Annotated in this window: 21 protein-coding genes; 8 read left to right on the forward strand and 13 right to left on the reverse strand. The window is 61.4% G+C overall.

From position 1 onward, the window contains the following. Nucleotides 1-6: 6 nt before the first annotated feature. From AC07VO_RS06485 to AC07VO_RS06505, 5 genes are all read left to right on the forward strand, one after another. A complete protein-coding gene (locus tag AC07VO_RS06485; RefSeq protein WP_018927668.1) occupies nucleotides 7-1,587 on the forward strand; it encodes an ABC transporter ATP-binding protein in 1,581 nt (526 codons plus the stop codon). A gap of 44 nt (nucleotides 1,588-1,631) precedes the next feature. Then, a complete protein-coding gene (locus AC07VO_RS06490) occupies nucleotides 1,632-3,047 on the forward strand; it encodes a sigma-54 interaction domain-containing protein (RefSeq protein WP_192351076.1) in 1,416 nt (471 codons plus the stop codon). A gap of 287 nt (nucleotides 3,048-3,334) precedes the next feature. Next, nucleotides 3,335-4,726 (forward strand): GntP family permease, encoded by a 1,392-nt coding sequence (locus AC07VO_RS06495; RefSeq protein ID WP_192351074.1) that lies wholly within the window; start codon nucleotides 3,335-3,337, stop codon nucleotides 4,724-4,726. A gap of 7 nt (nucleotides 4,727-4,733) precedes the next feature. Beyond that, nucleotides 4,734-5,507 (forward strand): 3-hydroxybutyrate dehydrogenase, encoded by a 774-nt coding sequence (gene hbdH / locus AC07VO_RS06500; RefSeq protein ID WP_018927665.1) that lies wholly within the window; start codon nucleotides 4,734-4,736, stop codon nucleotides 5,505-5,507. A gap of 194 nt (nucleotides 5,508-5,701) precedes the next feature. After that, nucleotides 5,702-7,657: an acetoacetate--CoA ligase gene (locus AC07VO_RS06505; protein ID WP_192351073.1), complete on the forward strand. Its 1,956-nt coding sequence runs from the start codon at nucleotides 5,702-5,704 to the stop codon at nucleotides 7,655-7,657. Between the two features lie 60 nt (nucleotides 7,658-7,717). Here AC07VO_RS06505 and AC07VO_RS06510 read toward each other — a convergent pair whose 3' ends face one another. Beyond that, nucleotides 7,718-8,827: a PilT/PilU family type 4a pilus ATPase gene (locus AC07VO_RS06510; RefSeq protein ID WP_018927663.1), complete on the reverse strand. Its 1,110-nt coding sequence runs from the start codon at nucleotides 8,825-8,827 to the stop codon at nucleotides 7,718-7,720. A 120-nt stretch (nucleotides 8,828-8,947) separates the two neighbouring features. Here AC07VO_RS06510 and AC07VO_RS06515 point away from each other — a divergent pair, with 120 nt between their 5' ends. Further along, nucleotides 8,948-11,485, forward strand: coding sequence for a PAS domain-containing hybrid sensor histidine kinase/response regulator (locus AC07VO_RS06515; protein ID WP_192351070.1), 2,538 nt, complete (start codon nucleotides 8,948-8,950; stop codon nucleotides 11,483-11,485). A 66-nt stretch (nucleotides 11,486-11,551) separates the two neighbouring features. Beyond that, complete coding sequence (locus AC07VO_RS06520; protein ID WP_007933743.1) at nucleotides 11,552-11,827, forward strand: peptidylprolyl isomerase; 276 nt, start codon at nucleotides 11,552-11,554, stop codon at nucleotides 11,825-11,827. Between the two features lie 195 nt (nucleotides 11,828-12,022). Here the strand turns inward: AC07VO_RS06520 and AC07VO_RS06525 are convergent, their stop codons facing one another. From AC07VO_RS06525 to AC07VO_RS06560, 8 genes are all read right to left on the reverse strand, one after another. Beyond that, the gene (locus tag AC07VO_RS06525; RefSeq protein ID WP_192351068.1) at nucleotides 12,023-12,958 is read right to left on the reverse strand and encodes a sugar kinase; all 936 of its coding nucleotides are present in this window, start codon (nucleotides 12,956-12,958) and stop codon (nucleotides 12,023-12,025) included. 13 nt (nucleotides 12,959-12,971) lie between these two features. Beyond that, nucleotides 12,972-14,189 carry an amino acid deaminase gene (locus AC07VO_RS06530; RefSeq protein WP_192351066.1) on the reverse strand — a complete coding sequence of 406 codons (1,218 nt, stop codon included), beginning with the start codon at nucleotides 14,187-14,189 and terminating at the stop codon, nucleotides 12,972-12,974. A 37-nt stretch (nucleotides 14,190-14,226) separates the two neighbouring features. Continuing rightward, complete coding sequence (locus AC07VO_RS06535; protein ID WP_192351064.1) at nucleotides 14,227-14,991, reverse strand: IclR family transcriptional regulator; 765 nt, start codon at nucleotides 14,989-14,991, stop codon at nucleotides 14,227-14,229. A gap of 124 nt (nucleotides 14,992-15,115) precedes the next feature. After that, nucleotides 15,116-15,505, reverse strand: a complete 390-nt coding sequence (locus tag AC07VO_RS06540) for a RidA family protein (RefSeq protein ID WP_018927658.1) — start codon at nucleotides 15,503-15,505, stop codon at nucleotides 15,116-15,118. A 30-nt stretch (nucleotides 15,506-15,535) separates the two neighbouring features. Then, nucleotides 15,536-16,327 carry an amino acid ABC transporter ATP-binding protein gene (locus AC07VO_RS06545; protein WP_019578494.1) on the reverse strand — a complete coding sequence of 264 codons (792 nt, stop codon included), beginning with the start codon at nucleotides 16,325-16,327 and terminating at the stop codon, nucleotides 15,536-15,538. Then, nucleotides 16,324-16,986 (reverse strand): amino acid ABC transporter permease, encoded by a 663-nt coding sequence (locus AC07VO_RS06550; protein ID WP_018927656.1) that lies wholly within the window; start codon nucleotides 16,984-16,986, stop codon nucleotides 16,324-16,326. Before AC07VO_RS06550 ends, AC07VO_RS06545 begins: the two co-directional genes overlap by 4 nt. Before the next feature lie 8 nt (nucleotides 16,987-16,994). Then, complete coding sequence (locus AC07VO_RS06555; RefSeq protein WP_019649174.1) at nucleotides 16,995-17,657, reverse strand: amino acid ABC transporter permease; 663 nt, start codon at nucleotides 17,655-17,657, stop codon at nucleotides 16,995-16,997. Between the two features lie 52 nt (nucleotides 17,658-17,709). Beyond that, complete coding sequence (locus AC07VO_RS06560; protein ID WP_019578493.1) at nucleotides 17,710-18,558, reverse strand: transporter substrate-binding protein; 849 nt, start codon at nucleotides 18,556-18,558, stop codon at nucleotides 17,710-17,712. Nucleotides 18,559-18,898: 340 nt separating this feature from the next. Here AC07VO_RS06560 and AC07VO_RS06565 point away from each other — a divergent pair, with 340 nt between their 5' ends. Then, nucleotides 18,899-19,354, forward strand: a complete 456-nt coding sequence (locus tag AC07VO_RS06565) for a thioredoxin family protein (protein ID WP_192351062.1) — start codon at nucleotides 18,899-18,901, stop codon at nucleotides 19,352-19,354. 63 nt (nucleotides 19,355-19,417) lie between these two features. Here AC07VO_RS06565 and AC07VO_RS06570 read toward each other — a convergent pair whose 3' ends face one another. The 4 genes from AC07VO_RS06570 to cobN form a co-directional block, all read right to left on the reverse strand. Then, the gene (locus AC07VO_RS06570; RefSeq protein WP_018927652.1) at nucleotides 19,418-21,064 is read right to left on the reverse strand and encodes a phospholipase D-like domain-containing protein; all 1,647 of its coding nucleotides are present in this window, start codon (nucleotides 21,062-21,064) and stop codon (nucleotides 19,418-19,420) included. Between the two features lie 82 nt (nucleotides 21,065-21,146). After that, nucleotides 21,147-21,686 (reverse strand): vWA domain-containing protein, encoded by a 540-nt coding sequence (locus tag AC07VO_RS06575; RefSeq protein ID WP_192351060.1) that lies wholly within the window; start codon nucleotides 21,684-21,686, stop codon nucleotides 21,147-21,149. Nucleotides 21,687-21,805: 119 nt separating this feature from the next. Next, nucleotides 21,806-22,813 (reverse strand): magnesium chelatase ATPase subunit I, encoded by a 1,008-nt coding sequence (locus AC07VO_RS06580; RefSeq protein ID WP_064617088.1) that lies wholly within the window; start codon nucleotides 22,811-22,813, stop codon nucleotides 21,806-21,808. A 184-nt stretch (nucleotides 22,814-22,997) separates the two neighbouring features. Beyond that, nucleotides 22,998-26,771 (reverse strand): cobaltochelatase subunit CobN, encoded by a 3,774-nt coding sequence (gene cobN / locus AC07VO_RS06585; RefSeq protein WP_192351058.1) that lies wholly within the window; start codon nucleotides 26,769-26,771, stop codon nucleotides 22,998-23,000. Nucleotides 26,772-26,773 lie beyond the last annotated feature (2 nt).

The following is a 26,773-nucleotide window of genomic DNA, read 5'->3' on the forward strand; positions in this document are numbered from 1 at the left end:
GGTGAAATGACTGACAACCTGATCGAAATCCGTGACCTCAACGTGGCCTTCAGTGGCCAGACCGTGGTGCGCAACCTATCTCTGGACATTCGCCCCGGCGAATGCCTGGCGCTGGTCGGCGAGTCCGGATCCGGCAAGTCGGTGACCGCCCACTCGATCCTGCAACTGCTGCCCGAAAACGGTACGCAAACCACCGGCAGCATTCGCTATCGCGGCCAGGAGTTGATCGGCGCCGACGCTAACGTCTTGCGCGAACTGCGCGGTAACCGGATCGCGATCATATTCCAGGAGCCGATGACCTCCCTCAATCCGCTGCACAGCATCGAGAAACAGATCGGCGAAACCCTGCTGCTGCACAAAGGGCTGGGTGGCAAAGCGGCGCAAGCGCGGATTCTCGAATTACTGCAACTGGTGGGCATCCAGAAGCCCGAAGAGAGGCTCAAGGCCTACCCTCATCAACTGTCCGGCGGCCAGCGACAACGGGTGATGATCGCCATGGCCCTGGCCTGCGAACCGGAATTGCTGATCGCCGACGAGCCGACCACCGCGCTGGATGTGACGGTGCAGCGCAAGATCCTGCGGCTGCTCAAATCCCTGCAACAGCAGCTTGGCATGTCGCTGCTGCTGATCAGCCACGACCTCAATCTGGTGCGCAGCATGGCCCAGCGGGTGTGCGTGATGCACGCTGGGGAAATCGTCGAGCAGGCACCTTGCGAAACGCTGTTCACCGAGCCGAAACACCCATACAGCTGTGTGCTGCTGAACGCCGAACCGGAAGGTGAAGCCCTGCCCCGGGACGAGCGTGAAAACGTGCTGGAAGTGGAGAATCTGCAAGTGCAGTTCACCCTCGGTGGCGGGCTGTTCCAGCGTAAGACGTACCTGCGCGCAGTGGACGGCATCAGCCTGAACGTTCAGCGCGGCAAGACCCTGGGCATCGTCGGTGAGTCCGGTTCAGGCAAGTCCACGCTCGGTCAGGCGATCCTGCGCTTGCTTGATTCCGAAGGCAGCATTCGCTTTCAGGGGCAGGCGCTGGATGGCCTGACGCAAAAGCAACTGCGGCCATGGCGCAAGAAGATGCAGGTGGTATTCCAGGATCCCTTTGGCAGCCTCAGCCCGCGAATGTCCGTGGCACAGATCATCAGTGAAGGCCTTGAGGTCCATAGCCAGTCCACCCCTGCCCAATGCGAAGCCCAGGTCATCCGGGTGCTGGAAGAAGTCGGCCTCGATCCGCAAAGCCGTCATCGCTACCCGCACGAATTTTCCGGCGGGCAGCGCCAACGCATTGCCATTGCCCGCGCGCTGGTGCTCAAACCGGCGTTGATCCTGCTCGACGAACCGACCTCGGCCCTCGATCGCACGGTGCAAAAACAAGTGGTCGCCCTGCTCCGCCAGCTTCAGGAGAAATATGGCCTGACCTACCTGTTCATCAGCCACGACCTGGCGGTGGTGCGTGCCCTGGCCCACGACATGATCGTGATCAAGGACGGCAAAGTGGTGGAAAGCGGCGCTAGCCACACGGTGTTCGAATCACCGCAGCACCCATACACCAAAGAGCTGTTGGCGGCGGCGCATCCGGGGTTGGCATAATCCCTGCGATCTTTTGATCTTGATTTCCAAAAATGGACACTCCGATGAACACCACCGAAAGCCTCAAGGACTACCAGCGCGTTCGCACCCTGGCGATCCGCTCGCTGTTCGAGATCATCGAGCAATCGAGCGAAGGCACGGTGATTGTCGACCGCGATGCGAATATTGTCTGGATGAACGAGCGCTATGCCCGGCGATTCGGCCTGGAGTCGGCCGCAGGCGCCATCGGCAGGGCCTGTGAAAGCGTGATCCCCGGCAGCCTGTTGCGCGAGGTGGTGCGTACCGGACGGCCGATCCTGCTGGACATGCAAGACACCCCCAAAGAACCGCTGGTGGTGATGCGCCTGCCGATTCACGACGATGCCGGCGCGGTGATCGGCGCCATCGGTTTTGCCCTGTTCGACGAATTGCGCAGCCTGTCGCCGATGCTCAAGCGCTACCTGAGCATGCAGGAAGAACTGGCGTCCACCCGCTCGCTGCTGCGGGCGCGACAGACCAAGTACAACTTCGCGCACTTCATCGGCACCAGCGCCGCCAGCCTCGAAGTCAAACGCCGCGCCCGACGCAGCGCCAGTGCAGAGTCGCCGGTGTTGTTGCTCGGTGAAACCGGCACCGGCAAGGAACTGCTGGCCCAGGCGATCCACGGCGCATCGCCCCGGGCACATAAAGCCTTCGTCAGCATCAACAGCGCAGCGATTCCCGAGTCGCTGCTGGAAGCCGAGTTCTTCGGCACCGCGCCCGGTGCGTTCACCGGCGCCGATCGCAAGGGCCGCGCCGGCAAGCTGCAGATCGCCCAGGGCGGCACGCTGTTTCTCGACGAAATCGGCGACATGCCGCTGCCGCTGCAAAGCAAGTTGCTGCGGGTGTTGCAGGAGAAGGAATTCGAACCGGTGGGCTCCAACGAGGTGATTCAGAGTGATGTGCGAGTGATCGCCGCCACCTCCACCGATCTGGTGGCGGCGATCAAACGCGGCGAGTTTCGCGCCGACTTGTATTACCGCCTCAACGTGCTGCCGATCCAGGTCCCGCCCCTGCGTGATCGCCTCGACGACCTGCCGGCCCTTAGTGAAGCAATCCTCGAAGAGCTGCGCAGTCAGCATGAATTGAACCGCGAAGCCCTGGAATTGTTGGGGCAACACGCCTGGCCGGGGAACATTCGTGAACTGCGCAACGTGCTGGAACGGGCGGCGCTGCTCAGTGATGACTTGATGCTGAACGCGGCGGATATCCGCGCGGCGATTGGCAGCTTTACCCCGGTGGAGCGTGCGGCGCCTCTGCCCCTTGAGCCGATTACCCATGAAACCTTCAGTGAGGCTCGCGAACGGTTTGATCGGCAGTTGATTGAATCGACCCTCGCGCAATGCGGTGGGAAGGTAATCGAAGCGGCGGCGCGGTTGGGGCTGGGGCGGTCGACGTTGTACAAGAAGATGGCGGCGCTGGGGATTGCCGAGTCTCTATAAAGAGACATGCATCTCTATTGGTAGATAGGGCCTCTTCGCGGGCAAGCCTCGCTCCTACGGGTCGTGCGATTTCGTAGATAACCACACTCCCGTAGGAGCGAGGCTTGCCCGCGAAAGCGGCAGCACAATCGCCAAAAATCTCAATACAGAGACAAAAATCACCAAAATCACTTCACAAACAAATAATCTCCTTATATTTCAATAGCTTAGATATATGGCACGAAACCCGCTATAGCCCTCCCACCAAGCTTCACCCTACAAAAATAACAATCCTGGAGAGACACACCATGAGTGTGATCATTGCCTTGGCAGCCCTCGCGCTGCTGATGGTGGCTGCTTACCGTGGCTACAGCGTTATCCTCTTTGCCCCGATCGCCGCCCTCGGCGCCGTCCTGTTCACCGACCCTTCCGCCGTAGCCCCCGTCTTCACCGGGGTGTTCATGGAAAAGATGGTCGGCTTCGTCAAACTGTATTTCCCGGTGTTCCTGCTCGGTGCGGTGTTCGGCAAGCTGATCGAGCTGTCGGGCTTCTCCCGCTCCATCGTTGCGGCGGCGATTCGCTTGCTCGGCACCCGTCAGGCGATGCTGGTGATCGTGCTGGTCTGCGCCCTGCTCACGTACGGCGGTGTGTCGCTGTTTGTGGTGGTGTTTGCGGTGTACCCGTTTGCCGCCGAGATGTTCCGCCAGAGCAATATTCCCAAACGCCTGATCCCGGCGACCATCGCCCTCGGCGCGTTCTCGTTCACCATGGACGCCCTGCCTGGCACGCCGCAGATCCAGAACATCATCCCCAGCACCTTCTTCAACACCACCGCCTGGGCGGCGCCGTGGCTGGGAGTGATCGGCACGATTTTCGTGTTCAGTGCCGGCATGCTGTTTCTGCAGCCCCAGCGCAACAAGGCCCAGCGCACGGGTGAAGGTTACGGTTCAGAACTGCGCAACGAACCGGAAACCGCACCGGACATCAAACTGCCCAACCCGTGGATCGCGCTGTCGCCGCTGTTGATGGTGGGCCTGATGAACCTGCTGTTCACCCGTTGGATTCCTGTGTGGTACGGCAAGACCCACAGCCTCTCGCTGCCGGGCATGGCCGTTCCGGTGACCACCGACATCGCCAAGCTGACGGCGATCTGGGCGGTCCAGGCAGCCTTGCTGGTGGGCATCGTCATGGTGCTGGTGTTCGGTTTTCAGGCTATTCGCGGCCGGTTGGCCGAAGGCAGTAAAAGTGCGGTCAGCGGCGCATTGCTGGCAGCGATGAATACTGCATCGGAATACGGTTTCGGGGCGGTGATCGCCTCGTTGCCAGGTTTTCTGGTGCTGGCCGACTGGCTCAAGAGCATTCCCAACCCGTTGGTCAATGAAGCGATCACCGTGACCTTGCTGGCCGGCATCACCGGCTCGGCGTCAGGCGGGATGAGCATCGCTTTGGCGGCGATGTCCGAGAGTTTCATCAGCGCTGCCCACGCCGCCAATATTCCGCTGGAAGTGCTGCACCGGGTCGCCGCGATGGCCAGTGGCGGCATGGACACCCTGCCGCACAACGGCGCGGTGATTACCTTGCTGGCGGTCACCGGGTTGACCCACCGCGAGGCCTACAAAGACATTTTCTGTATTACGCTGATCAAGACACTCGCTGTTTTTGTGGTGATCGGTACTTTCTACGCCACTGGCATTGTGTGAGGTATTCATGACGACTCTTTCGGGCAAGACCGCACTGGTCACCGGTTCCACCAGCGGCATCGGTCTGGGGATCGCCCTGAGCCTGGCCAAGGCTGGCGCCAACCTGATCCTCAACGGTTTCGGCGATGCGTCGACGGTAATCGCTGAGGTCGAGCAATTCGGTGGCAAGGTCGGCCATCACCCGGCCGACGTCAGCGACCCTGCACAGATCGCCGACATGATCGAGTACGCCGAGCGTGAGTTCGGCGGCGTGGATATCCTGGTCAACAACGCCGGCATCCAGCACGTGGCGGCGGTGGAAGATTTTCCGGTGGAGCGCTGGGACTCGATTATTGCGATCAACCTGTCGTCGGTGTTCCACAGCACCCGCTTGAGCCTGCCGGGCATGCGTACCAAGGGCTGGGGACGCATCATCAACATCGCTTCGGTGCACGGCCAGGTCGGTTCGGTGGGCAAAGCGGCGTATGTCGCGGCCAAGCATGGCGTGATCGGCCTGACCAAAGTGGTCGGCCTGGAAACCGCCACCACCAACGTTACCTGCAACGCCATTTGCCCAGGCTGGGTGCTGACGCCGCTGGTGCAGAAGCAGATTGATGATCGCGCCGCGACCGGGATCGACCCGCAGCAGGCGCAACACGATTTGCTGGCCGAGAAACAGCCCTCCCTGGAATTCGTGACGCCGCCGCAGCTGGGTGAGTTGGTGCTGTTTTTATGCAGCGAAGCCGGTAGCCAGGTGCGTGGCGCAGCGTGGAATATAGATGGTGGGTGGTTGGCGCAGTAGCCTGCCGCCCGCCCCTGTGGCGAGGGAGCTCTGTGGCGAGGGGGCTTGCCCCCGTTCGGCTGCGAAGCAGTCGCCAGCGACTGACTGTGCATCGAAAGTGCGGCGTCTATCCGGGGGCCGCTTCGCGACCCAACGGGGGCAAGCCCCCTCGCCACAGTAGACTGTGTGTAGACATAAGAAAAAGAGGCCAAGCCATGTCCGACATCCTCTGGCAACCCGGCACCGAGCGCATCGGCAAGAGCCGCATGGAGGCCTTCCGGCGTTTCGTCAATCAGCGACACACCCTTGGGATCGCCGACTACCCTGCCCTGCACCAATGGAGCATCGACCAGCGTGAAGCCTTCTGGCAGGCCATCGTCGATTTCTTTGACATCCGTTTTCACGATCAGCCAGACGCGGTGCTGATCGAAGGCGCGCAAATGCCCAGCGCGCAGTGGTTCCCCGGCGCTACCTTGAACTTCGCCGAACACCTGCTGCGCCGTCGTGACGATGCCGTGGCCGTGGTCGCCATTGGTGAAAACGGCCAACGGGAACAGCTGACCTGGGCCGAACTGGCAAGCCACGTCGCCGGTTTTCAAAATAGCCTGAAAGCCGCCGGTGTCGGCCTCGGCGACCGCGTGGCAGCGTGCATGCCGAACACCTGGCAAACCCTGGTGGCCATGCTCGCCACCACCAGCCTGGGCGCGATCTGGTCCTGTTCTTCACCGGATTTCGGCACCCACGGGGTGATCGATCGCTTCGGCCAGATCGAACCGAAAGTGCTGATCACCTGCGCCGGTTACCGCTACGCCGGCAAAGAGATCGACCAGACCACCAAAGTCAATGAAATCCTCGGACAGTTGCCGTCCTTGCAGCAATTGATTGTTGTGCCTTATGCGCGTCCTCAAGCGCGCATCGAGGATTTCCGCTGCCAGGCCAACGTGACGCTGTGGGACGATTTTTACGACCCGGGCGGCGAGCCGCAATTCGTTCCCGTGCCCTTCGCCCATCCGCTGTACATCCTCTACTCCAGCGGCACCACCGGCGTACCGAAGTGCATTGTGCACGGCACCGGCGGTGTGTTGCTGCAACACGTCAAGGAACATGGCCTGCACACCGACCTCGGCGCCGGTGACCGTTTGTTCTACTACACCACCTGCGGCTGGATGATGTGGAACTGGCTGGTCTCGGCGTTGGCCGTCGGCAGCGCCGTGGTGCTGTATGACGGCTCGCCATTTCATCCAGGGCCAGAGCGCTTGATCGACCTGATCGACGACGAACGTATCAACGTCTTCGGCACCAGCCCGAAATTCCTTACCTCGCTGGAAAGCAATGGCTTGAAGCCGTGCGAAAGTCATGACCTGAGCAGCCTGAGAACCATCCTGTCCACCGGCTCGGCGCTGTCGCCGCAAAGCTTCGATTACGTCTACCGCGCGTTCAAGTCCGACCTGTGCCTGTCTTCGATGTCCGGTGGTACCGATATCGTTTCGTGCTTTGTGATTGGCAACCCGGTCCTGCCGGTGCGCCGTGGTGAGATGCAATGCAAGAGCCTGGGCATGGCGGTCGAAGTGTGGAACGACGATGGCAAGCCTGTGATCGGTGAAAAAGGCGAGCTGGTGTGCACCCGACATTTTCCGGCCATGCCCATCGGCTTGTGGAACGACCCGCAACAGGAAAAGCTGCGCGCCTCATATTTCAGCCTGTTCCCCGGTGTCTGGGCCCAGGGAGATTACGCCGAACAACTGCCCCACGGTGGCATGCTGATCCACGGCCGCTCCGACGCAGTGCTCAACCCCGGCGGCGTACGCATCGGCACGGCGGAAATCTACCGTCAGGTGGAGAAAGTCCCGCAGGTGCTGGACAGCGTCGCCATCGGTCAGCAATGGCAGGATGACGTGCGAGTGGTGCTGTTCGTGCGCTTGCGCGAAGGCGTCGAGCTGGACGAAGCGCTGCAACAACAGATCCGCCAGGTCATCCGCGCCAACACCACGCCACGGCATGTGCCGGCGAAGATTGTCGCGGTGACGGACATTCCGCGGACCATCAGCGGCAAGGTGGTCGAGTTGGCGGTGCGCAACGTGGTGCATGGCCAGAAGGTGAAGAACACCGATGCACTGGCCAACCCCGAAGCCCTGGAGCAATTTCGAAACCGCCCCGAACTGAACGACTGACGCCGTAGATCTACTGTGGGAGCAAACCCGCTCCCGCATTTTTGAACAGCGTCGGCCCCTTCAGTCCATCAACCCCCATTCACCCGGCGGCGTATGGGGGCCGGGTGTTGCCTCGGCGTGCATTTTCAGGCGCAAGCGCAGATTGTTCACCGAATCAGCATGTTTCAACGCCTCTGCCTCATCGATTGCGCCCTCGGCAAACAGCGCGAACAGCGCCCCGTCAAACGTCTGCATCCCCACCTCTGAAGACTTCTCCATGATCCCCTTGAGTTCGCCAAACTCATTGCGCCGGATCAGGTCACCGATGGTTGGTGTGCCCAGCATCACCTCCACCGCCGCCCGGCGCTGCCCGTCGCGGGTACGCACCAGACGCTGGGACACAAACGCTTTGAGGTTGTTGCCCAGGTCGTTGAGCAACTGCCCCCGACGCTCTTCGGGAAAGAAGTTAATCACGCGGTCCAGCGCCTGATTGGCGTTGTGCGCATGCAACGTGGAAATCACCAGATGACCGGTATCGGCAAACGCCAGCGCATGTTCCATAGTCTCGCGGTCACGGATTTCGCCGATCAACACCACGTCCGGTGCCTGGCGCAACGTGTTTTTCAGCGCAGCGTGGAAACTGCGGGTATCGACGCCGACCTCGCGCTGATTGACGATCGACTTCTTGTGCCGATGGATAAACTCGACCGGGTCTTCGATAGTGATGATATGGCCACTGCTATGGCGGTTGCGGTAATCGATCAGCGCCGCCAGCGAGGTCGACTTGCCCGAGCCGGTCGAACCGACGAACAGCATCAGCCCTTGTTTGAGCATCACGGTTTCGAGCAGCACCGGTGGCAAGTTGAGGTCTTCGAAGCGTGGAATGTCGAGCTTGATGTTGCGCGCCACGATGGACACATCATTGCGCTGCTTGAAGATATTGAGCCGGAAACGCCCGACCCCGGGCAGGGAAAGTGCCAGGTTCATTTCCAGGTCCCGATCGAACTCCTGGCGCTGTTCGGCGTCCATGATGGACGCGGCAATGGCCGCCACTTCTCCCGGCTTGAACGGTTGATCGGTCAGGGCTTTGAGCACACCGTCAAATTTCGCGCTGGGTGGCGCGCCCGTGGACAGGTAAAGATCGGAGCCATGGCGGCTGGCCAGAATCTGCAACAGTGCATCGATTTCCATGGCAAAAAGCACCCGCGAAGCATTCAATGAAAAAAAATGACCCCATGCGGGTCATCCAGCGTCTACCGCCTTGCAAGGATAGTAGACGCCGCCACACTGACTCATGCGCAGGACATGTAGATGAACGCACCACCGACCGCCAGCGATGCCCAGGCCTTGATTGCCCGACTGGACTGGACAAACAACCCGCTGGGCGCCGCCGAAAACTGGCCGCAGAGCCTGCGCACCGCGGTGGACATCGTGATCCACTCGCCAATGCCGATGCTATTGCTGTGGGGCCCGCAGCTCACGCAGATCTACAACGACGGCTTCGCCTTCCTCGCCGGCAGCAAACACCCTCACGCTTTCGGACAACCGACGCACCAGATCTGGCCGGAACTCAAAGACTTTACCGACCCGATTTACAGCGCCGTCCTACAGGGCCAGGTGCGGACCTACAGCGAACAGCGCTTCACCTTGCAACGCGACGGTCGGGATTCTGACTTCTGGCTGGATTTGACCTACAGCCCCATTCGCAACGAAAGCGCCGAGGTTGCCGGGATTCTGGTCACGGCCATCGAAACCAACGAACGTCGCCGCATCGCCCTCGAACTGGAACAACGCTCTGCCGCCAGCCTCAAGGCCCAGCAAGAAACCGAGCAGCGCCTGCAACTGGCACTGGCCGCCACCGATGCCGTCGGCACCTGGGACTGGGACATTGGCGAAGACCGTTTCATCGCCGATGCGCACTTCGCGCAATTGCATGGCGTCGATCCGGCCATGGCCAGCCAGTTGCCGATCAGCGAATACCTCCACGGCGTGCACCCGGAAGACCGCGCCATGATCGCCCGCAGCATCAAGCACTGCATCACCCATGGCAGCGAGTACGCCGAGGAATATCGCTTGCTGCAAGCCGACGGCCAGTTGCGCTGGGTGTTTGCCCGGGGTCGTTGCTACAAGGACCACCATGGCCGGCCGATCCGCTTCCTCGGCGCCGCGCTGGACCTGACCGAACGCAAACACATCGAACAGGCCTTGCGCCAAAGCCAGACCGAGCTGCAACTGATCATCAACGCGATGCCGATCCTGATCAGTTATGTGGACCGCGAAGAGCGCTTTCGCCTGAACAATGCCGCCTATCTGGAATGGTATGGCCTGACGCCCCAGGAGCTTTACGGCCGCACCATTCGTGAAGTGCTTGGCGATGAAGCCTATGCCCTGCGCGCCGAATACATCGCCGAGGCGCTGAAAGGCAAGACCTGTTGTTTCAGCATCAGCGCCGATCACCGCGATGGCAGCACCCGCCAGGCCCTGATGAACTACCTGCCACGCCACGGCGCAGACGGCGCGGTGAATGGTTTCTACATCTTCGTGATCGACGAGACCGAGCGCAAACAGACTGAAGAGGCGCTGCGCAACCTCAACGAAACCCTGGAAGAACGCGTGAGCGCTCGCACCCAACAACTGGCCGAAGCCAACCAGCGACTGCAGAACGAGATGTTCGAGCGTGAGCGTGCCGAAGACGCCTTGCGGCATGCGCAGAAAATGGAAGCGGTCGGCCAGCTCACCGGCGGCATCGCCCATGACTTCAACAACATGCTCACCGGGATCATCGGCAGCCTCGATTTGATGCAGCGCTACATCGCCGATGGGCGCGCGGCCGAGATCGGTCGCTTCACCGAAGCGGCGGTGTCCTCGGCCCATCGCGCCGCCGCCCTGACCCATCGGTTGCTGGCATTTTCACGGCGTCAGTCACTGGATCGCAGGCCACTGGACGCCAACCAGCTGGTGCATTCCCTGGAAGACTTGCTCAGCCGGACCAAGGGCGATCACATCGAGCTCAAACTGAAGCTGGCCGATGAGGTCTGGCCGGTCAGTACCGATGTCAGCCAACTGGAAAACGCCTTGCTCAACCTCGTGATCAACGCCCGGGATGCGATGCCCGATGGCGGTGAGTTGTTGATCGAAACCGCCAATGTTCACCTCGACGGCAGCGACGTCACTCCGCTGGAGCCAGTCAGGGCCGGGGATTACCTGATGATTGCCGTCAGCGACAACGGTGCCGGCATGACCCCATCAGTACTGGCCAAGGCCTTCGATCCGTTCTTCACCACCAAACCCATCGGCCAGGGCACCGGCCTTGGGTTGTCGATGATCTATGGTTTCGCCCAGCAGTCGGGCGGGCACGTCAGCCTGCACAGCCGGCCTGGCCAGGGCACCAGCGTTCGCCTGTATTTGCCACGGTTGCACGTCGCCCTGCCGGAACACGCGCAGCTGCCGGTCACCGGCGAAGCACCGCCAGCGGTTGCCGGTGAAACCGTGGTGTTGGTGGAAGACGATCCGGCGGTGCGCATGCTGGTGCTCGACCTGCTCAAAGAGTTGGGTTATCACGCCCATGAAGCCGAAGATGCGCAGAGCGCCCTGCCCTTGCTGGAGTCCGACCTGCGGGTCGATCTGCTGGTCACCGATGTCGGGCTGCCGGGCATGAACGGTCGGCAACTGGCGGAAATCGCTCGTCAGCACCGCCCGGAGCTCAAAGTGCTGTTCATTACCGGTTATGCCGAGAAAGCCGCCGAACGCCAGGGCTTCCTGGAGGAAGGCATGGACATGGTGGCCAAACCCTTTTCCATGGACCTGTTGGCCAACAAGATTCGCACGATGATCGGCCAAGCCGGCTGAGTTAAGGCATAATCGCGCGCCCCACGCTGGCACCAACATAGCCACCACCGTTGCAAGGTACGCCCAATGAAAGCCCAAGCCCGCCATATTCTGGTGAAAACCTCGGAAGAAGCCGAGCAGCTCAAACAACGCATCGCCAAGGGTGAAGCCTTCGATGTGCTGGCCAAGAAATACTCCACCTGCCCGTCCGGCAAACGCGGCGGGGATCTTGGCGAAGTACGGCCCGGGCAGATGGTCGGGGCAATCGATGCGGTGATCTTCAAAAAACCGCTGCGGGTGGTGCATGGGCCGATCAAGAGCAAGTTCGGGTATCACCTGGTGCAGGTGTTTTACCGGGACTGATCGGCTGGCTCGATATATAGGGTGAGGCTTGCCTGTGGCGAGGGGGCTTGCCCCCGTTCGGCTGCGAAGCAGTCGTAGATCCTGCGCACTCGGTGTGTCAGGTCGATCAAGGTCACAGGTTTTGGGGCCGCTTCGCGGCCCAACGGGGGCAAGCCCCCTCGCCACAAAAATCACAGCCACCACAGGCATTGCATTTCAATCTTTGGGGATCAGTGCCCCCGGCACTTGAATCACCCGACTCGCCAAGCGATGCCCCGCTTCAGCAGCCTCGACCGGGCTCCCACCCTTGAGGCGGCAAGCCAGATACGCCGCGCTGAACGAATCCCCCGCCGCCGTGGTGTCCACCACCCGTTCGACCACTTGCGCCGGCACTTCGAACGACTCGCCGTCACAGCGAATCAGACACGCCTCGGCACCGCGCTTGAGCACCACTTCGGGCGTGCCCATCTGCTCATAAGCGGCAAACACCGCCGCGCAATCGGAAAAGTGGAACAGCGCCTGCTCGTCATCAACCGTCAGCAACGCCAGGTCGACATAGGGCAACACTTCGCGATAAGCCGCTCGTGCGTCCTCGACCGAAGCCCATAGGCGTGGTCGATAATTGTTGTCGAACACGATCCGCGCATCCCGCTGTCGGGCTTCGATCAGGGTGTCCAGCAGTTTCTCCCGGCCCTGCTCACCGAGCACCGCCAGGGTGATGCCGCTGAAATACAGCACGTCGTAATCCGGCAGCGCTGCCAGGATCGGCGCGGCCGCCGGGGTGGTAAAGCAATCGCGCACGGCCGCTTCATTGCGCCAGTAGAGAAAACGCCGCTCGCCGGCCGCGTCGGTCTGGATGCAATACAGACCGGGCAAGCGACCGGGCAAACGCTGGACCATACCCAGGCCGATGTGTTCGCTGGCCCAGCTCTGGCACATCGCATCGCTGAAACTGTCGTCACCCAGGGCAGTGACGTAATCCACCGTGCCGCCATCGCCCAGTTCACGGGCCAGATAGACCGCGGTGTTCAGGGTATCGCCGCCGAAGCTCTGTTGCAGAGAGCCGTCGGCGCGCTGCTGCAGTTCGATCATGCACTCGCCGATCAGGGCGATGCGCGGGATGTTGGGGCCCAGAGGGCTGATGTTGTTCATGTTGTGGGGGCTCTTAGAAACAGGTTTCCATGGTCTCGATAACATTCAGCTGCTCATCCACCAGACACCCGATACGCCACTTGTCGAACGTCAAACACGGGTGCGAAGTCCCGAACGAAATGATATCGCCCACCCGCAACTCAACCCCCGGCGCCACGGTCATGAATGCGTGCTGGTCCATCACCGCCGTCACCTTGCAGGCACTTACATCATCGCCGGTCGCCGGCACCACGCCGGCCTTGTAACGCAGCAACGGCACCGGCAAACCGGCGTCGTAGGCCACGTCGCGCTTGCCCAGGGCGATCACCGCAAAACCCGGTTCGGGCAACGACTGCACATGCGCCCAGACTTCCAGCGCCGGGCGCAAACCTTCGTGCAGGTCGCTGCGACGGTCGAGCACGCAACATTGCGCTTCTTTGTAGATGCCATGGTCGTGGGCCACGTAACTGCCGGGGCGCAGCACGCTGAGAAATCGACCGCCGGCATTCTGCGCTTCGAACGACTCGGCGATCAGGTCGTACCAGGCCGAGCCCGACGCGGTGATGATCGGTTTGGCAATCGCGAACGCGCCGCTGTCCTGCAACTGCACCGCCAATCGCACCAAGGAGGCTGCGAACTCGCGGATGCCGCTCACCGCATGATCACCGTGAATCACCCCTTCGTAGCCCTCGATGCCGGTCAGCGCCAACGCCGGTTGAGCGTTGATAGCCTTGGCCAGTGCCAGCACTTCGGCTCCGGTGCGGCAACCGCAACGACCGCCGACCACGCCGTACTCGATCATCACGTTCAGGCGCACGCCCCGCGAGGCGAAAAACGCGCCGAGGTCGGCGACGTTATCCGGGTGATCGACCATGCAATAGAAATCGAAAGTCGGGTCAGCCAGCAGGTCGGCGATCAACGCCATGTTCGGCGTGCCAACCAGTTGATTGGCCATCAGCACCCGGCGCACGCCATGGGCGTAAGCCGCGCGGGTTTGCGTGGCACTGGCCAGGGTGATGCCCCAGGCACCGGCGTCCAGTTGGCGACGAAACAGCGCCGGGGTCATGCTGGTTTTACCGTGAGGTGCCAGTTCCGCGCCGCTGTGGCTGACGAAGTCCTGCATCCAGCGAATGTTGTGTTCCAGCGCGTCGCGGTGCAGCACCAGCGCCGGCAGACTGACGTCCCGCACTAGGTTGGCGCCGGTCTGGGCGGCGCCCTTTTCCACGGCGGCGGTATTGATGGCAGTAGACATGGTCGATCTCCTCACACACGGCCGCAGGCAGCCGCTGTTATTCGTTGATACGCCGGGCGAGGCTGTTGGCGCTGTCGATCAGCACCCGGCGATAGTCGTTGTAATTGTTCTTCGCATCGGCCCGTGGGGCGACGATGCACAGGGTCGCGATGGCCACGCCGTTCGGGTCTTTGACCGGGGCGGCGAAGCAATGGGTAAAGGTGTCGGCGACGCTGTCGAAGGAAAAGAATCCGTCGATGGCGGCCTGGCGGATTTCCTCAAGAAACTGCTCCAGTGGCAGGCGTTCGCCGTCGGGCAGGATGAAGTCGTCGGGGTCGATCAAATCGACAATTTGCTGATCGCTCAGGTGCGCCAGCAGCAGGCGCCCGGAAGCGGTCCAGGGGATCGGCGCGTTTTCGCCGATGTCCGAGGAAATGCGGAAATGCCGCTCCCCCTCTTTCATCAATGCCACGGTGTATTTGCGCCCGTTGAGCAGGCACATCTGCGCGGTTTCGCGGGTCTGGCTGACGATTTCCTGCAAGGCGTGATCGGCCTCGCGGGACAGGTCGAAATGACGCAAATGCGCCTGCCCGAGGAAGTACAGCTGACGACCGAGGTAAACGTGACCTTCCTTGCCCACGGGTTCGAGGATGCGCCGCTCCAATAAGGACGCAACCAGTTCGTAGACCGTGGATTTCGGGCTGCCGATGCCGCTGGCGATTTCGTTCGGGCGCAGGGGCTGGCCGATTTCCTTGAGGAAATCGAGGATGTCGAACGCCCGGTCCAGACCGCGAGCCCGGCGCTTGATGGTGTCTTCGGTCATTTCAGTGGTCCCATTCAAAGTGCCGGGAGTTTACCCAGAAGGCCGCCTTCGCGGGCAAGCCTCGCTCCTACAGGATTTCGCCGTTTGTAGGAGCGAGGCTTGCCCGCGAAGAATTCACTGCGGTTCAGGCCTTTTTCTTGTACGCGATGCAATCAATCTCGACCTTGCAATCGACCATCATGTTCGCCTGCACGCAGGCCCGGGCTGGGGCGTGTTCGCTTTTGAAGTACTCGGAAAACACCTTGTTGAAACTCCAGAAGTCCCGCGGGTCTTCCAGCCACACGCCCGTGCGCACCACGTCTTCGAGCCCGTAACCGGCCTCTTCCAGAATCGCGATCAGGTTTTTCATGGTCTGGTGAGTCTGCTCGACAATCCCGCCCACGATGATTTCACCATCCACCGCCGGCACTTGGCCGGACACGTGCAGCCAGCCATCGGCTTCGACGGCGCGGGCAAAAGGACGGGGCTGGCCGCCACCGGCAGTGCTGCCGGTGCCGTAACGAGTAATGCTCATGGGTGTTTCTCCTGATTAAAAAGTGAAGGCTTAAAAGCGGGTGCTCTTGAGAAATTCCGCCAGTCGCGGCGACTGCGGGCGCTCGAACAGTTCCTTGGGCGGCCCCTGCTCTTCGATCCGCCCCTGATTCATGAACACGATCTTGTCCGAGACCTCGAAGGCAAAACGCATTTCGTGGGTCACCAGCAACATGGTCATGCCATCCTCGGCCAGGCCCTTGATCACGTTCAGCACTTCGCCCACCAGTTCCGGATCGAGGGCCGAGGTGACTTCATCGAACAGCATCAAACTCGGGTTCATCGCAATCGCCCGGGCAATCGCCACGCGCTGTTGCTGACCACCGGACAACTGACCGGGGTAATGATCGCGGCGCTCCAGCAGGCCGACCCGCTCCAGCCATTTCTCCGCCAGCGCCACGGCTTCATCCTTGTGCAGTTTTTTCACCTTGAGCAACCCGAGGGTGACGTTCTGCAACGCGGTGAGGTGCGGGAACAGATTGAATTGCTGGAAGGCCATGCCGGTCATGGCGCGATGGCGGGCGATGACTTTTTCCGGGTGGCGCACGCGCTTGCCGTTGACCTCGTCATAGCCGATGGATTCACCGTCGAGCAGAATCTGCCCGCCCTGGAACTCTTCGAGCATGTTCACGCAGCGCAGCAGCGTGGTCTTGCCCGAGCCGCTGGAGCCGATCAGCGTGACCACATTGCCGCGCTGCATGGTCAGGTCGACACCCTTGAGCACTTCGAGCTGGCCGTATTGTTTGTGCAGGCCGCGGATGTCCAGCAGCGCCTGATTCTGGGTCGAAACTTGAGCTTGTGTCATGGCAAGGCCACCCGCTTTTCAATGTGCCGGCCGAGTAATTCGATGGCGTAGTTGATGACGAAAAACAGCAATCCGGCGAACAGGTAGAACTCCAGGGTCATGAAGGTCCTGGCGATGATCTGTTGAGTACTGAGCAGCAGCTCGGCGACGCCGATCACCGACAACAAGGTCGACGCCTTGACGATTTCAGTGGATGAGTTGACCCAGGTCGGCAAGATCTGCCGCAACGCCTGGGGCAACAACACATAACCCAGCGCCTGGTAAAACGTCAGGCCGATGGCCTTGCTCGCTTCCATCTGACCGCTGGGCAGCGCTTGCAACGCACCGCGCACGATCTCGGCGACATGGGAACCGCAAAACAGCGTCAGGCCCAAAGTGCCTGCCCCGAAGGCGCTGATTTGCCAGCCCAGTGCCGGCGCCATGTAAAAGCAGGCCAGTACCAATACAAACACCGGCGTGCCGCGAATGATGTCGACGTAGAACCGGAACGGCGCGCGCATCCAGAACGTGCCGTAGGTGAGTACCAGGCCGGCGACGATGCCGACCAGCGTACCCAGCAAAATCGCCAGGCCCGAGCACTGCACACTGGTCAGAAAGCCCTGCCACAGGACATCCCGGGCCACCCATAACTCATGCAACCAGCTGGGGGATTCGTACATGGGGCCTCCTATCGGCGAATCGCCAGACGCTGCTCGAGGTAACGCAGCATCATGGCAATGAGGTAACAGGCCGCAACATAGAGCGCTGTGGTCACCAGCCAGGTTTCGATCACCCGGTAGCTCTCGACATTGATCTTGCGCGCGTAATAGGTCAGCTCCGGCACAGCAATCGCCGCCGCCAGCGAGGTGTCCTTGAACAGCGAAATGAAGTTGTTCGACAGCGCCGGCAGCACATTGCGCAGCATCACCGGCACGGTGACGTACGCCTTGACCTGCCACTCGCCCAAGCCGATCGCCAACCCGGCTTCACGTAGTCCCTTGGGAATGCTCAACAGCCCGCCACGAAACACTTCAGTCAGGTACGCCCCGGCATACAGCGACAGGGTGATGATGAACGAGGGGATCTTGTCCAGGCGAATACCCAGGCTCGGCAACGCGAAGTAGATCAACAGAATCAACACCAGAATCGGCGTATTACGGATCACCGTCACATACACCGACGCCAGCCCCCGCAATGCGCGGTGCTTCGACAGCAAAGCAAACGCCATCAGCAGGCCGATCACGCAGCCGATGGCGATCGACACCAGCGCCAGCTCAAGACCCAGACCGAGCCCCGCCAGCAAGGTGTCGAAGTCGCGCCACACGGCGGCAAAATTCAACTGATAGTTCATGGTCAACAGTACCTTGAGCGGGGCGATTTATCACCGCCCCGCTCTCACGGGATCATTTGAATTCGACTGGGAAACCGATTGCAGGTGTAGGCAGGTCGACACCGAACCATTGTTTGAAGGAAGCCGCGTAAGTCGGGAATTCAACGCCGGTCATGCCTTCATGCAGCACGGTGTTGACGAAGTTCAGCCAATCCTGATCGCCGCGTTTGACCGCACAGGCGTAGGTCTGCGGGCTCCAGGCGTAGGTCGGGCTGCGATAACGGCCTGGGTTCTGCACCATCAGGTATTTCACCGACGACTGATCGGTGGCCGCCGCGTCGGCACGGCCGGAGTTCACCGCCTGATACATCAGATCCACGCTGTCGTACTGATCGACCTTGGCCTTGGGCAGCGCCTGATGCACCAGTTCTTCGGCGTACACGTTCTGCAGTACCGCCACGGTCACACCGTCGGCGGCGGCCCTGAGGTCCTCGATTTCCTTGTACTTGCTGTTGGCCGGCAGCAACAGACCAACACCTTCGCGGTAGTACGGCAGCGTGAACGCGACCTGTTGGGCGCGGCTGGCGGTCACGGTGATGAACTGGCAACTCATGTCGACCTTGTCGGTCAGCAGATTCGGAATCCGCGCATCGGACGACTGCACCACGAACTCGACCTTGCTCGGGTCGTTGAACAACCCCTTGGCCACCATCCGCGCGATATCGATATCAAAACCCTGCAACTTGCCGTCCGCTCCCTGGAAGTGCCACGGCGCATTGGTACTGCCCGTGCCCACAATCAATTTCCCACGGGCCAGCACGCTGTCGAGCTTGCTGTCTGCCGCTTGAGCGACACCCACGGCAGCGGCCGAAGCCGCGAGAACGAAAACACACGCTTTAAACAAGGAAGGTCGGCGATGCATGGCAAGCACTCCAGGGCTGTGTTTATTCCGTTATACCGGAACAAGGTATGTAACAACGGAATAGACAGCAGAAAGTGTGCCACAGGATGTGGCCGGAATCTCGGAGGATTTGAAAAGTGTTTTGAATCAAATGGATGCGCACAGGCGCGAAGAAAGTGTTACGAAAAGACAGCTGGCTGAACGCTACCGTTGGCTACAGGCTGTGTGTGGTTGAGTCACATTGCGGTGCATTGCAGGTCAAAAAGAAGCAGAGCACACCTGTAATTTCTGACAGTAGACCCACCCGCTCGCCTCCTTTAACGTCAAAGGGCCTTCGATAGTCTTTGAAAAGGAGATTTCAATGAGTTCGATGTCCACCCAGTCATTGGATCCGGCCTACCGCAAAGCGCTCAACACTTGGCGCCCGGTGATTCTGTATTTCGGCAACGACCACTGTCCCGCCTGCGAAGGGGCCGGACCGGTTTTCCGGGCCATTGCCGAGAAGTACAAAGATCATGCGTGCATCTATATGCTGGATACGAGCAAGTCCCCTCGGCATCCGGAAGTCAAAGGCACACCCACTTTGCTGTTCTACGAGGAGGGGAAGCTGCTGACGAAGCTCAAGGGCATAGGCACCCCGGAAACCCTGGAAGAACATTTCAAAAAGCACATCGGCAAGCTCAGGCCCAAACAGATTGCCCACAAACCCCGCCACGACTTGCCGTGGTTGCAGAGAACCCTCAGCACTTTATGCACTGCGCCTCGGGCACGGGAGCGGTTGAATGCACGTTTGATGAGTAATGCAATGGGCAGATAACTGACCTGTAGCAGCAGCCTTGCGCTGCTCGGCAGCTGCTACAAAAAGTGCCCGCCGGTGTGTTTATCGTCCGGAAAAACGCAGCCGCGACAACATCCGCAGGTCGCCCTCGCGGTAATAGTCATCGGTCCAGCTGTCATCCGCCGCCAACGGCCGGACCTGCTTGAGTTGCAGTTTCTTTGCGAAGTAGCGGAACCGGTAATGTTCGTAGAAGCGCAGCAGTTCCAGCCCGTAACGATCGGCCAGGTCGGTGTCGCCACGGATGATCAGGTAGTTTTCGTCATTGCCGTTGCTGGCCGCGTCACTGAGGTTGTGGCTGCCGCTGATGATGGTCGGTGAATCGCTGGTGAAATCGACGACGATGGCTTTGGTGTGCACCAGCAGGTTGCCCTTCTGGCCTTTCATGTTTTCCTTGAGCCAGCCTTCAAGGCCGGTGTTGAGCAGCGCGGTGGCGGCGAATTCGGCGGTGCGGTCGGCATGGAAACCGGTGATGTTGCTGACCGTGTTTTGCAGGCCGTAACGCAAGATGTCGTCGTGGGGTTGGCCGAGCAGCGCGTTGAGTATTTTGTCCGGCAAGGTGAATGCGGTGACAAACAGCAGGTCTTTTTTGGCGGCGTTGATGATCTTGATGAACTCACTCAAGTCGCCCTCGCCCGAGCGCGGTGAAAAACCGGCGAACAGCGGCTGGTCAGGCTGCATCGGATTATGTTCCGTGAGCCAGTCCCGTGTGGCGCCGACGTCCGTCGGTGTGGCCCAGACCTGCTCGAAGGTTTGCAGGTAAGTGGCGCCGATCCGAGCGTCGTCCAGCACATGCACGACATTGGCCTGACGGTAAACGCCGTTGGCAGTGAAGTTGGTGCTGCCGCAGAGTACTGCTTCGGGCTGATGCTGCCCCGCGGCATCAAGCCGGCTCAGGACCATGAACTTGTCGTGAAAGATATTGTGGGTGACTCGCCCGCGTTTGTTCGCCGCCGGGATTTTTTCCAGGCTGGCTTCGTTCAGCGCCGTGGTGTCTTCGCCAGGTTGGGCGTGATACAGGACCCGAACCTTTACGCCACGCTCGAAGGCGGCGTTCACCGCATCGACGATCGCCTGCAGCTGGTATTCATAGATCGCGATGTCCAGCGCCCACTGGCCATCCACGGCACGCTCGATAAACCCGAGCAAACGTGCGAGCAGACCATTTTCCAGCCATTGGCGCGGCGCATCGGGCCACTCTTCGATGGGCAGTGTCTTGTTGACGCTGAGTAGCGCATCGAGGTCGGCGAATTTGCGCTGGAACGCCTGACTGGCAGCCACTGCCCGGTTGAATATCACGTTCTGCCCCTTGGGCAGGCCATCGTCCGTGGTGACCGTCACTTCCAGGCTTTCACCCAACTGTGGCGCATCGGCAGTGCCATAAGCCAGGTGAACCCGATAATGGATCGTCACACCCGGATTGACCGCGTAATCGGCCCAGCGAAATTTCTGCAAAGGCGCGGCATCGCTGGGGGTGGCGTGAAACTGAGGGAACGTATGATCCTTGCCGGGGAAGGTCAGGCTGTTGAACAGAAACAACCAGGGTTTGTCACCTTGCTGTTTTTCGATGGCAAACCCCAACAGGCCTTTGCGGCGGGGTTCGGCCAGGTCGATGGCCAGCAGCACACCGTTGGTGCCAGCGTAGGCTTTGACGCGGAAATCGTCCTGATCGTTGCGGGCTAGAACGCGCATGGGTCACTCCTGTGATGGGTTTGCTTACAGAGCATAGGGCAGCGATGCGATGGGGCCAGCACTGTCAGCACAAAATTCAACCTTAAATCAGCTCATCGATATGCCGATAATCAATCTGTAACTGAGCTGCCAACACCTTTGCCCGCCCGAGCCGAATCGGACCGCGCTCGATGTCGATCAGCAACCCCGGACAATCCAGCTCCGGCAATGTCGACCATTCCTTCAACCGTCCATCTGTCACTAGCAACAGCCGCTGCTGTTCGGCCGGAAAACGCTTTTGCCGTGCCACCAGCCAGTGCCCCGCCTCGCCCAGCGCCGCCAGCATCGGCGTCCCGCCGCCGGCGCCCAATCCCTCGAGCCAATCGCGTAAGCCCGCAGAAGCTTTCAACCCCTGCACCTGCCACTTCGGCAAGTGACCGCTGGCGGTCAGCAAAGCCAGGCGTGCGCGCTGGCGATAGGCATCGTCGAACAGTTGCGCCAGCAAGCCCTTGGCATCGCTCAACGCCTGATGGCGCCGGGTCGAAGCCGAGGCATCGACGATCACCAGCCACAGTTCATGCGGGGTGCGGGTCCGCAGATGGAACAATAGGTCATCGCGTTGACGCGGTCGGCCATTGAGCAAGGTGCCGGGCCAGTTGACCGATCCGCTACGGGCGGCGTGACGCTTGCCCTGTTTACCGTGATCCAGCCGGCCTGCGCGGGGTCTGGCATTCGCCCCCGCGTCTGATCGAGGGCGAATGCCTAGGGCTTTTTTGGCCAGCTCGGCACTTCACGTCGAGCACCGACCGGCAGCGCCTGGGCGGGCATTTCGCCCCACTGGCCCTGACCTTCGTTCGGGTTGGTGGTTTGCGCAGGGGATTGCTGTGGCGCTTGGGAGTTTTGCGGCGCAGAGGTCGAATGCTCCCGACGACGATGACGCAAGGCAAATTCGGCGACCGCGTCGATATCCTCTTCGGCAATGGCGTTCGCACCGCGCCACGCCGCATGTGCCCGCGCCGCGCGCAGCCAGACCAGGTCGGCCCGCAAGCCATCGACGCCGGCAGCAAAGCAGCGCTCGGTGATCTGCGCCAGTGCGGCATCGTCGAGCGGGATACTCGCCAGGGCCGCACGCGCCTTCTGGCAACGCTCGCGCAGGGCGTGTTGCTGACTTTCCCACTCGGCGCAGAACCCTTGCGGATCGCTGTCGAAATCCAGTCGACGACGGATGATCTGGCCGCGCTCGGCGGGTGCGGTATGGCCACTGAGGGCGACGTTCAGGCCAAAGCGGTCGAGCAGTTGCGGGCGCAGTTCGCCCTCTTCCGGGTTCATGGTGCCGATCAGCACAAACTTCGCCGAATGCCGATGGGAAATCCCGTCGCGCTCGATCAGGTTGGTGCCGCTGGCGGCCACGTCGAGCAGCAGGTCCACGAGGTGATCGGGCAGCAAGTTCACTTCATCGACGTAGAGCACGCCGCCGTCGGCCTTGGCCAATACACCCGGAGAAAACTGTGCGCGCCCTTCGCTCAAGGCCGCGTCGAGATCGAGGGTGCCGACCAGCCGTTCTTCGGTGGCGCCCAGGGGCAAGGTAACGAATTGACCGCTGGCCAGCAGGTCCGCCAGGCCTCGGGCCAGGGTCGACTTGGCCATGCCGCGCGGGCCTTCGATCAGCACGCCTCCGATTTTCGGGTCGATGGCGGTCAGGTACAGGGCGAGCTTCAAGTCATCGGCGCCGACCACGGCGGAGAGCGGGAAATGGGGGGTGTCGGTCATGTTCAAATCTCGGTCATGGTCGGTGATTACTCTGTGGCGAGGGAGCTTGCTCCCGCTCGGCTGCGTAGCAGTCGTAAAACCTGAAAATGCGGTGTGCCTGACAGAGCCTGGTTTTTTGTTTTGGGGCTGCTGCGCAGCCCAACGGGAGCAAGCTCCCTCGCCACAAATTTCCTTTGCTCACCGGCTAACTGTCTTCTTCTATGTCCAGCAACAAATTCTCCAGCGCCTCGCGGTATTCACCCGGCTCCTGCCACATCCCCCGTTGCTGCGCTTCGAGCAGGCGCTCGGTCATGTCGCGCAAGGCGTGGGGATTGTGTTCGCGAACAAACTCCCGGGTCGCCGGATCAAGCAAATAGGCGTCCGCCAGCAACGCATACTGGTGATCGTCGATCAACTGCGTGGTGGCGTCGAACGCAAACAGGTTATCGACCGTCGCCGCCAGTTCGAACGCGCCTTTATAGCCATGACGCTTGATCCCGTCGATCCATTTCGGATTGGCCGCCCGGGAACGGATCACCCGGTTCAGCTCTTCCTTCAATGTGCGGATCTTCGGCAAGTCCGGCTGACTGTGGTCGCCGTGATAACTCGCCGCCGCTGCGCCGCCGAGGCTTTCGACGGCCGCCAGCATGCCGCCCTGGAACTGGTAATAGTCGTTGGAATCGAGCAAGTCGTGCTCGCGGTTGTCCTGATTTTGCAGCACGGCCTGCACCTGGCTCAGACGCTGGGCGAACTGCTCGCGTGCGGCGGTGCCTTCATCGGAGCCGCCGTAAGCGTAGCCGCCCCAGTTCAGGTAAACCTCGGCCAGGTCTTCGCGGCTCTGCCACAAACGACCGTCGATGGCACCTTGCACGCCGGCACCGTAAGCACCCGGTTTGGCCCCGAAGATCCGCCAGCCGGCCTGTCGCCTGGCCGCTTCTTCATCCAGACCGGACGTCAGCAGCGCTTCGCGCTCGGCACGAACCTTGGCTGCCAACGGGTTGAGATCGTCCGGTTCATCCAGCGCGGCGACCGCTTGCACGGCGGCGTCGAACAGCCGGATCAGGTTGGCAAAGGCATCGCGGAAGAATCCGGAGACGCGCAAGGTCACGTCCACCCGCGGCCGGTCCAGCAGGCTCAACGGCAGAATCTCGAAGTCGTCGACCCGCTGACTGCCCGTCGCCCACACCGGCCGCACACCCATCAAGGCCATGGCCTGGGCAATGTCATCGCCGCCGGTGCGCATGGTCGCGGTGCCCCAGACCGACAGGCCGAGCTGACGCAAGTGATCGCCGTGATCCTGCAAGTGCCGCTCAAGAATCAGGTTCGCGGATTGAAAACCGATGCGCCACGCCGTGGTGGTCGGCAGGTTGCGCACGTCCACCGAATAGAAATTGCGCCCGGTGGGCAACACGTCCAGCCGTCCACGGCTGGGCGCACCACTCGGCCCGGCCGGGACGAATCGCCCGCTGAGGGCGTCCAGCAGGCCGCGCATTTCCGCCGGGCCGCAGGCGTCCAGGCGCGGGGCGACGACCTCGCGCAAACTGTCGATGATCGCGCTCACGTCGGACCAGCCTGGCTGGTTCAACGGAGCAATTTCAGCGCTCAAGGCTTGCTCGATCAACTGCGCGGCGAACAGTTCCAGACGCTCACGGGTATCCCCCGCCGTGCGCCACAGCTCATCACTGACCGCCTGCAAGGCATCCGGCCGAGGACCGTTCCAAGGATCAGCCAACACGCAATCCAGTGGATCGAAGCCCAATTCGAACGCCTTGGCCAGCGCCCGCAGCACGCTCGATTGCGCGCCACGACCGTCACCGCGAGGAATGCGCAGCAAGGCCAATAAAGTGTCGATGCGCAATCGCCCGGTCGGCGACTCGCCAAACACGTGCAGGCCATCGCGGATCTGCGATTCCTTCAAGTCACACAGGTAAGTGTCCAGGCGCGGCAACCAGATCGCCGCGTCGGCATCGCTGTCGAGCTTCTCGTCCAGCTGCAGTTCGCGATCAATGTGCGTGTCGCGCACCAGTTGCAGAATGTCGCGTTGCAGTTCCCGGGCGCGGCGCGGATCGAGCAACTGCGCTTCGTAATATTCGTCAGCCAACAACTCAAGGTTGCGCAGCGGGCCGTAGGTTTCGGCGCGGGTCAGCGGTGGCATCAGGTGATCGATGATCACCGCTTGCGTGCGGCGCTTGGCTTGGGCACCCTCGCCCGGGTCGTTGACGATGAACGGATAGATGTTCGGCAGCGGTCCGAGCAGCGCGTCGGGCCAGCAGTTTTCAGATAACCCGACGCCCTTGCCCGGCAGCCATTCGAGGTTACCGTGCTTGCCGACATGGATCACGCCGTGGGCGCCGTAGGTGTTGCGCAACCAGAAGTAGAACGCCAGATAACCGTGGGGCGGCACCAGGTCCGGGTCGTGATAGACCGCGCTCGGGTCAACCTGATAACCCCGCGCCGGTTGAATGCCGACGAAGGTCAGGCCGAAGCGCAACCCGGCAATCATCATTCGCCCGCCACGGAACATCGGATCGCTTTCGGGCGTGCCCCAACGTTGCAGCACCGCCTCGCGATTGGCTTCGGGCAGTGCGTTGAACATCAAAAAGTAATCATCCAGCGCCAGGCTTTGCTGGCACGGACGTTGATCGATAGTGTCCAGATCATTGCTGACACCACCAAGCAGTTGCTGGATCAGCGCGGTGCCGCTGTCCGGCAACTCGGCCGGCAACGGATAACCTTCGGCGTACAGGGCACGCAGGATGTTCAGCGCCGCGGCCGGGGTGTCGAGACCGACGCCATTACCGATGCGTCCATCGCGAGTCGGGTAGTTGGCGAGGATCAGGGCGATGCGTTTTTCGCTGTTGGGCAGCCGCGCCAGATCGATCCAGCGCCGCGCCAGTTCAGCGACAAAATCCATGCGTTCCGGTTGTGGTCGATAGCAAACCACGTCGGACTGACTGCGCTCGCTGCGCCACGCCAGATCCTTGAAGCTGATCGGCCGACTGATGATTCGCCCGTCCAGCTCCGGCAGCGCGATGTGCATCGCCAAGTCACGGGGACCGAGGCCTTGCTCGCTGGCAAGCCAGCCGGGCTCGTTGTCCTGGGCGCAGATCGCCTGGATCACCGGGATGTTGCGACGAAACGGCCGCAGGTGCGGCGCTTCAGGGCTGGACTGGGCGAAACCGGTGGTGTTCAGAATCACCCCCGCCTCAACTTCATCCAGCCAGTCCTCGACCACCGCCAGGCAGCCTGGCTCTTTCAGACTGGCCAGCGCAATCGGCAACGGGTTGAGCCCTGCCGCCTGCAAACGCTGGCAGAAAATATCGATGAAACCGGTGTTCGCCGCCTGCAAGTGCGAGCGGTAAAACAGCACCGCCGCCACCGGCTGATCGGCCTGCCAATCGGCTTGCCAATCCTGAAGGTGCGCGGGGCTTTTTTGCGGGTGGTAGATCGCGGTGCGTGGCAGGGTTTGCGGCTCGGACCATGGATAATCACGACCCAGCCAACGACTGGCAAGGCAGCGAAACAGGTCGAGCGCATTGGCCATGCCGCCCTGACGCAGGAAGTGCCAGAGCCGGTCGCGGTCTTCGGGGGCCACGGTGCTCAGATCGCTGAGTTCCGGGTCCGGGCGATCGTCACCCGGCACCAGAATCAACTGCACACCGCGCTGGGACAATTCCACCAGACGCTCGATGCCGTAACGCCAATAGGCGATGCCGCCGTGCAGCGAGATCAGAATCACCTTGGCGTGGCGCAGCACTTCGTCGACATAAAGATCGACCGAGGCGTGATTCTGCACCTGCATCGGGTTGGCCAGGCGCAGGCTCGGGTAATCGTCGGGCAGCTGCTGCGCCGCCTCGGCGAGCAACGCCAGACTGGAATCGCCGCTGCACAGGATCACCAGCTCGGCGGGAGTTTGTCCAAGGTCGGCAATGTTGTCATCCGACACGAAACCGCCGGGCTGGGTCCTGAGCAGGTGCATGG

The sequence above is a fragment of the Pseudomonas sp. GW821-FHT03E01 genome, assembly GCF_059420765.1.

Excerpts from the sequence above, each read along its gene's own strand:
- AC07VO_RS06540 (WP_018927658.1), bottom strand. The coding sequence starts at position 15,505 with ATGAGCATTACTCGTTACGGCACCGGCAGCACTGCCGGTGGCGGCCAG.
- AC07VO_RS06530 (WP_192351066.1), bottom strand. The coding sequence starts at position 14,189 with ATGTCTACTGCCATCAATACCGCCGCCGTGGAAAAGGGCGCCGCCCAG.
- AC07VO_RS06510 (WP_018927663.1), bottom strand. The coding sequence starts at position 8,827 with ATGGAAATCGATGCACTGTTGCAGATTCTGGCCAGCCGCCATGGCTCC.
- AC07VO_RS06550 (WP_018927656.1), bottom strand. The coding sequence starts at position 16,986 with ATGTACGAATCCCCCAGCTGGTTGCATGAGTTATGGGTGGCCCGGGAT.
- AC07VO_RS06495 (WP_192351074.1), top strand. The coding sequence starts at position 3,335 with ATGAGTGTGATCATTGCCTTGGCAGCCCTCGCGCTGCTGATGGTGGCT.
- hbdH (WP_018927665.1), top strand. The coding sequence starts at position 4,734 with ATGACGACTCTTTCGGGCAAGACCGCACTGGTCACCGGTTCCACCAGC.
- AC07VO_RS06505 (WP_192351073.1), top strand. The coding sequence starts at position 5,702 with ATGTCCGACATCCTCTGGCAACCCGGCACCGAGCGCATCGGCAAGAGC.
- AC07VO_RS06520 (WP_007933743.1), top strand. The coding sequence starts at position 11,552 with ATGAAAGCCCAAGCCCGCCATATTCTGGTGAAAACCTCGGAAGAAGCC.
- AC07VO_RS06535 (WP_192351064.1), bottom strand. The coding sequence starts at position 14,991 with ATGACCGAAGACACCATCAAGCGCCGGGCTCGCGGTCTGGACCGGGCG.
- AC07VO_RS06490 (WP_192351076.1), top strand. The coding sequence starts at position 1,632 with ATGAACACCACCGAAAGCCTCAAGGACTACCAGCGCGTTCGCACCCTG.
- AC07VO_RS06555 (WP_019649174.1), bottom strand. The coding sequence starts at position 17,657 with ATGAACTATCAGTTGAATTTTGCCGCCGTGTGGCGCGACTTCGACACC.
- AC07VO_RS06545 (WP_019578494.1), bottom strand. The coding sequence starts at position 16,327 with ATGACACAAGCTCAAGTTTCGACCCAGAATCAGGCGCTGCTGGACATC.
- cobN (WP_192351058.1), bottom strand. The coding sequence starts at position 26,771 with ATGCACCTGCTCAGGACCCAGCCCGGCGGTTTCGTGTCGGATGACAAC.
- AC07VO_RS06570 (WP_018927652.1), bottom strand. The coding sequence starts at position 21,064 with ATGCGCGTTCTAGCCCGCAACGATCAGGACGATTTCCGCGTCAAAGCC.
- AC07VO_RS06485 (WP_018927668.1), top strand. The coding sequence starts at position 7 with ATGACTGACAACCTGATCGAAATCCGTGACCTCAACGTGGCCTTCAGT.
- AC07VO_RS06525 (WP_192351068.1), bottom strand. The coding sequence starts at position 12,958 with ATGAACAACATCAGCCCTCTGGGCCCCAACATCCCGCGCATCGCCCTG.
- AC07VO_RS06560 (WP_019578493.1), bottom strand. The coding sequence starts at position 18,558 with ATGCATCGCCGACCTTCCTTGTTTAAAGCGTGTGTTTTCGTTCTCGCG.
- AC07VO_RS06515 (WP_192351070.1), top strand. The coding sequence starts at position 8,948 with ATGAACGCACCACCGACCGCCAGCGATGCCCAGGCCTTGATTGCCCGA.
- AC07VO_RS06580 (WP_064617088.1), bottom strand. The coding sequence starts at position 22,813 with ATGACCGACACCCCCCATTTCCCGCTCTCCGCCGTGGTCGGCGCCGAT.
- AC07VO_RS06565 (WP_192351062.1), top strand. The coding sequence starts at position 18,899 with ATGAGTTCGATGTCCACCCAGTCATTGGATCCGGCCTACCGCAAAGCG.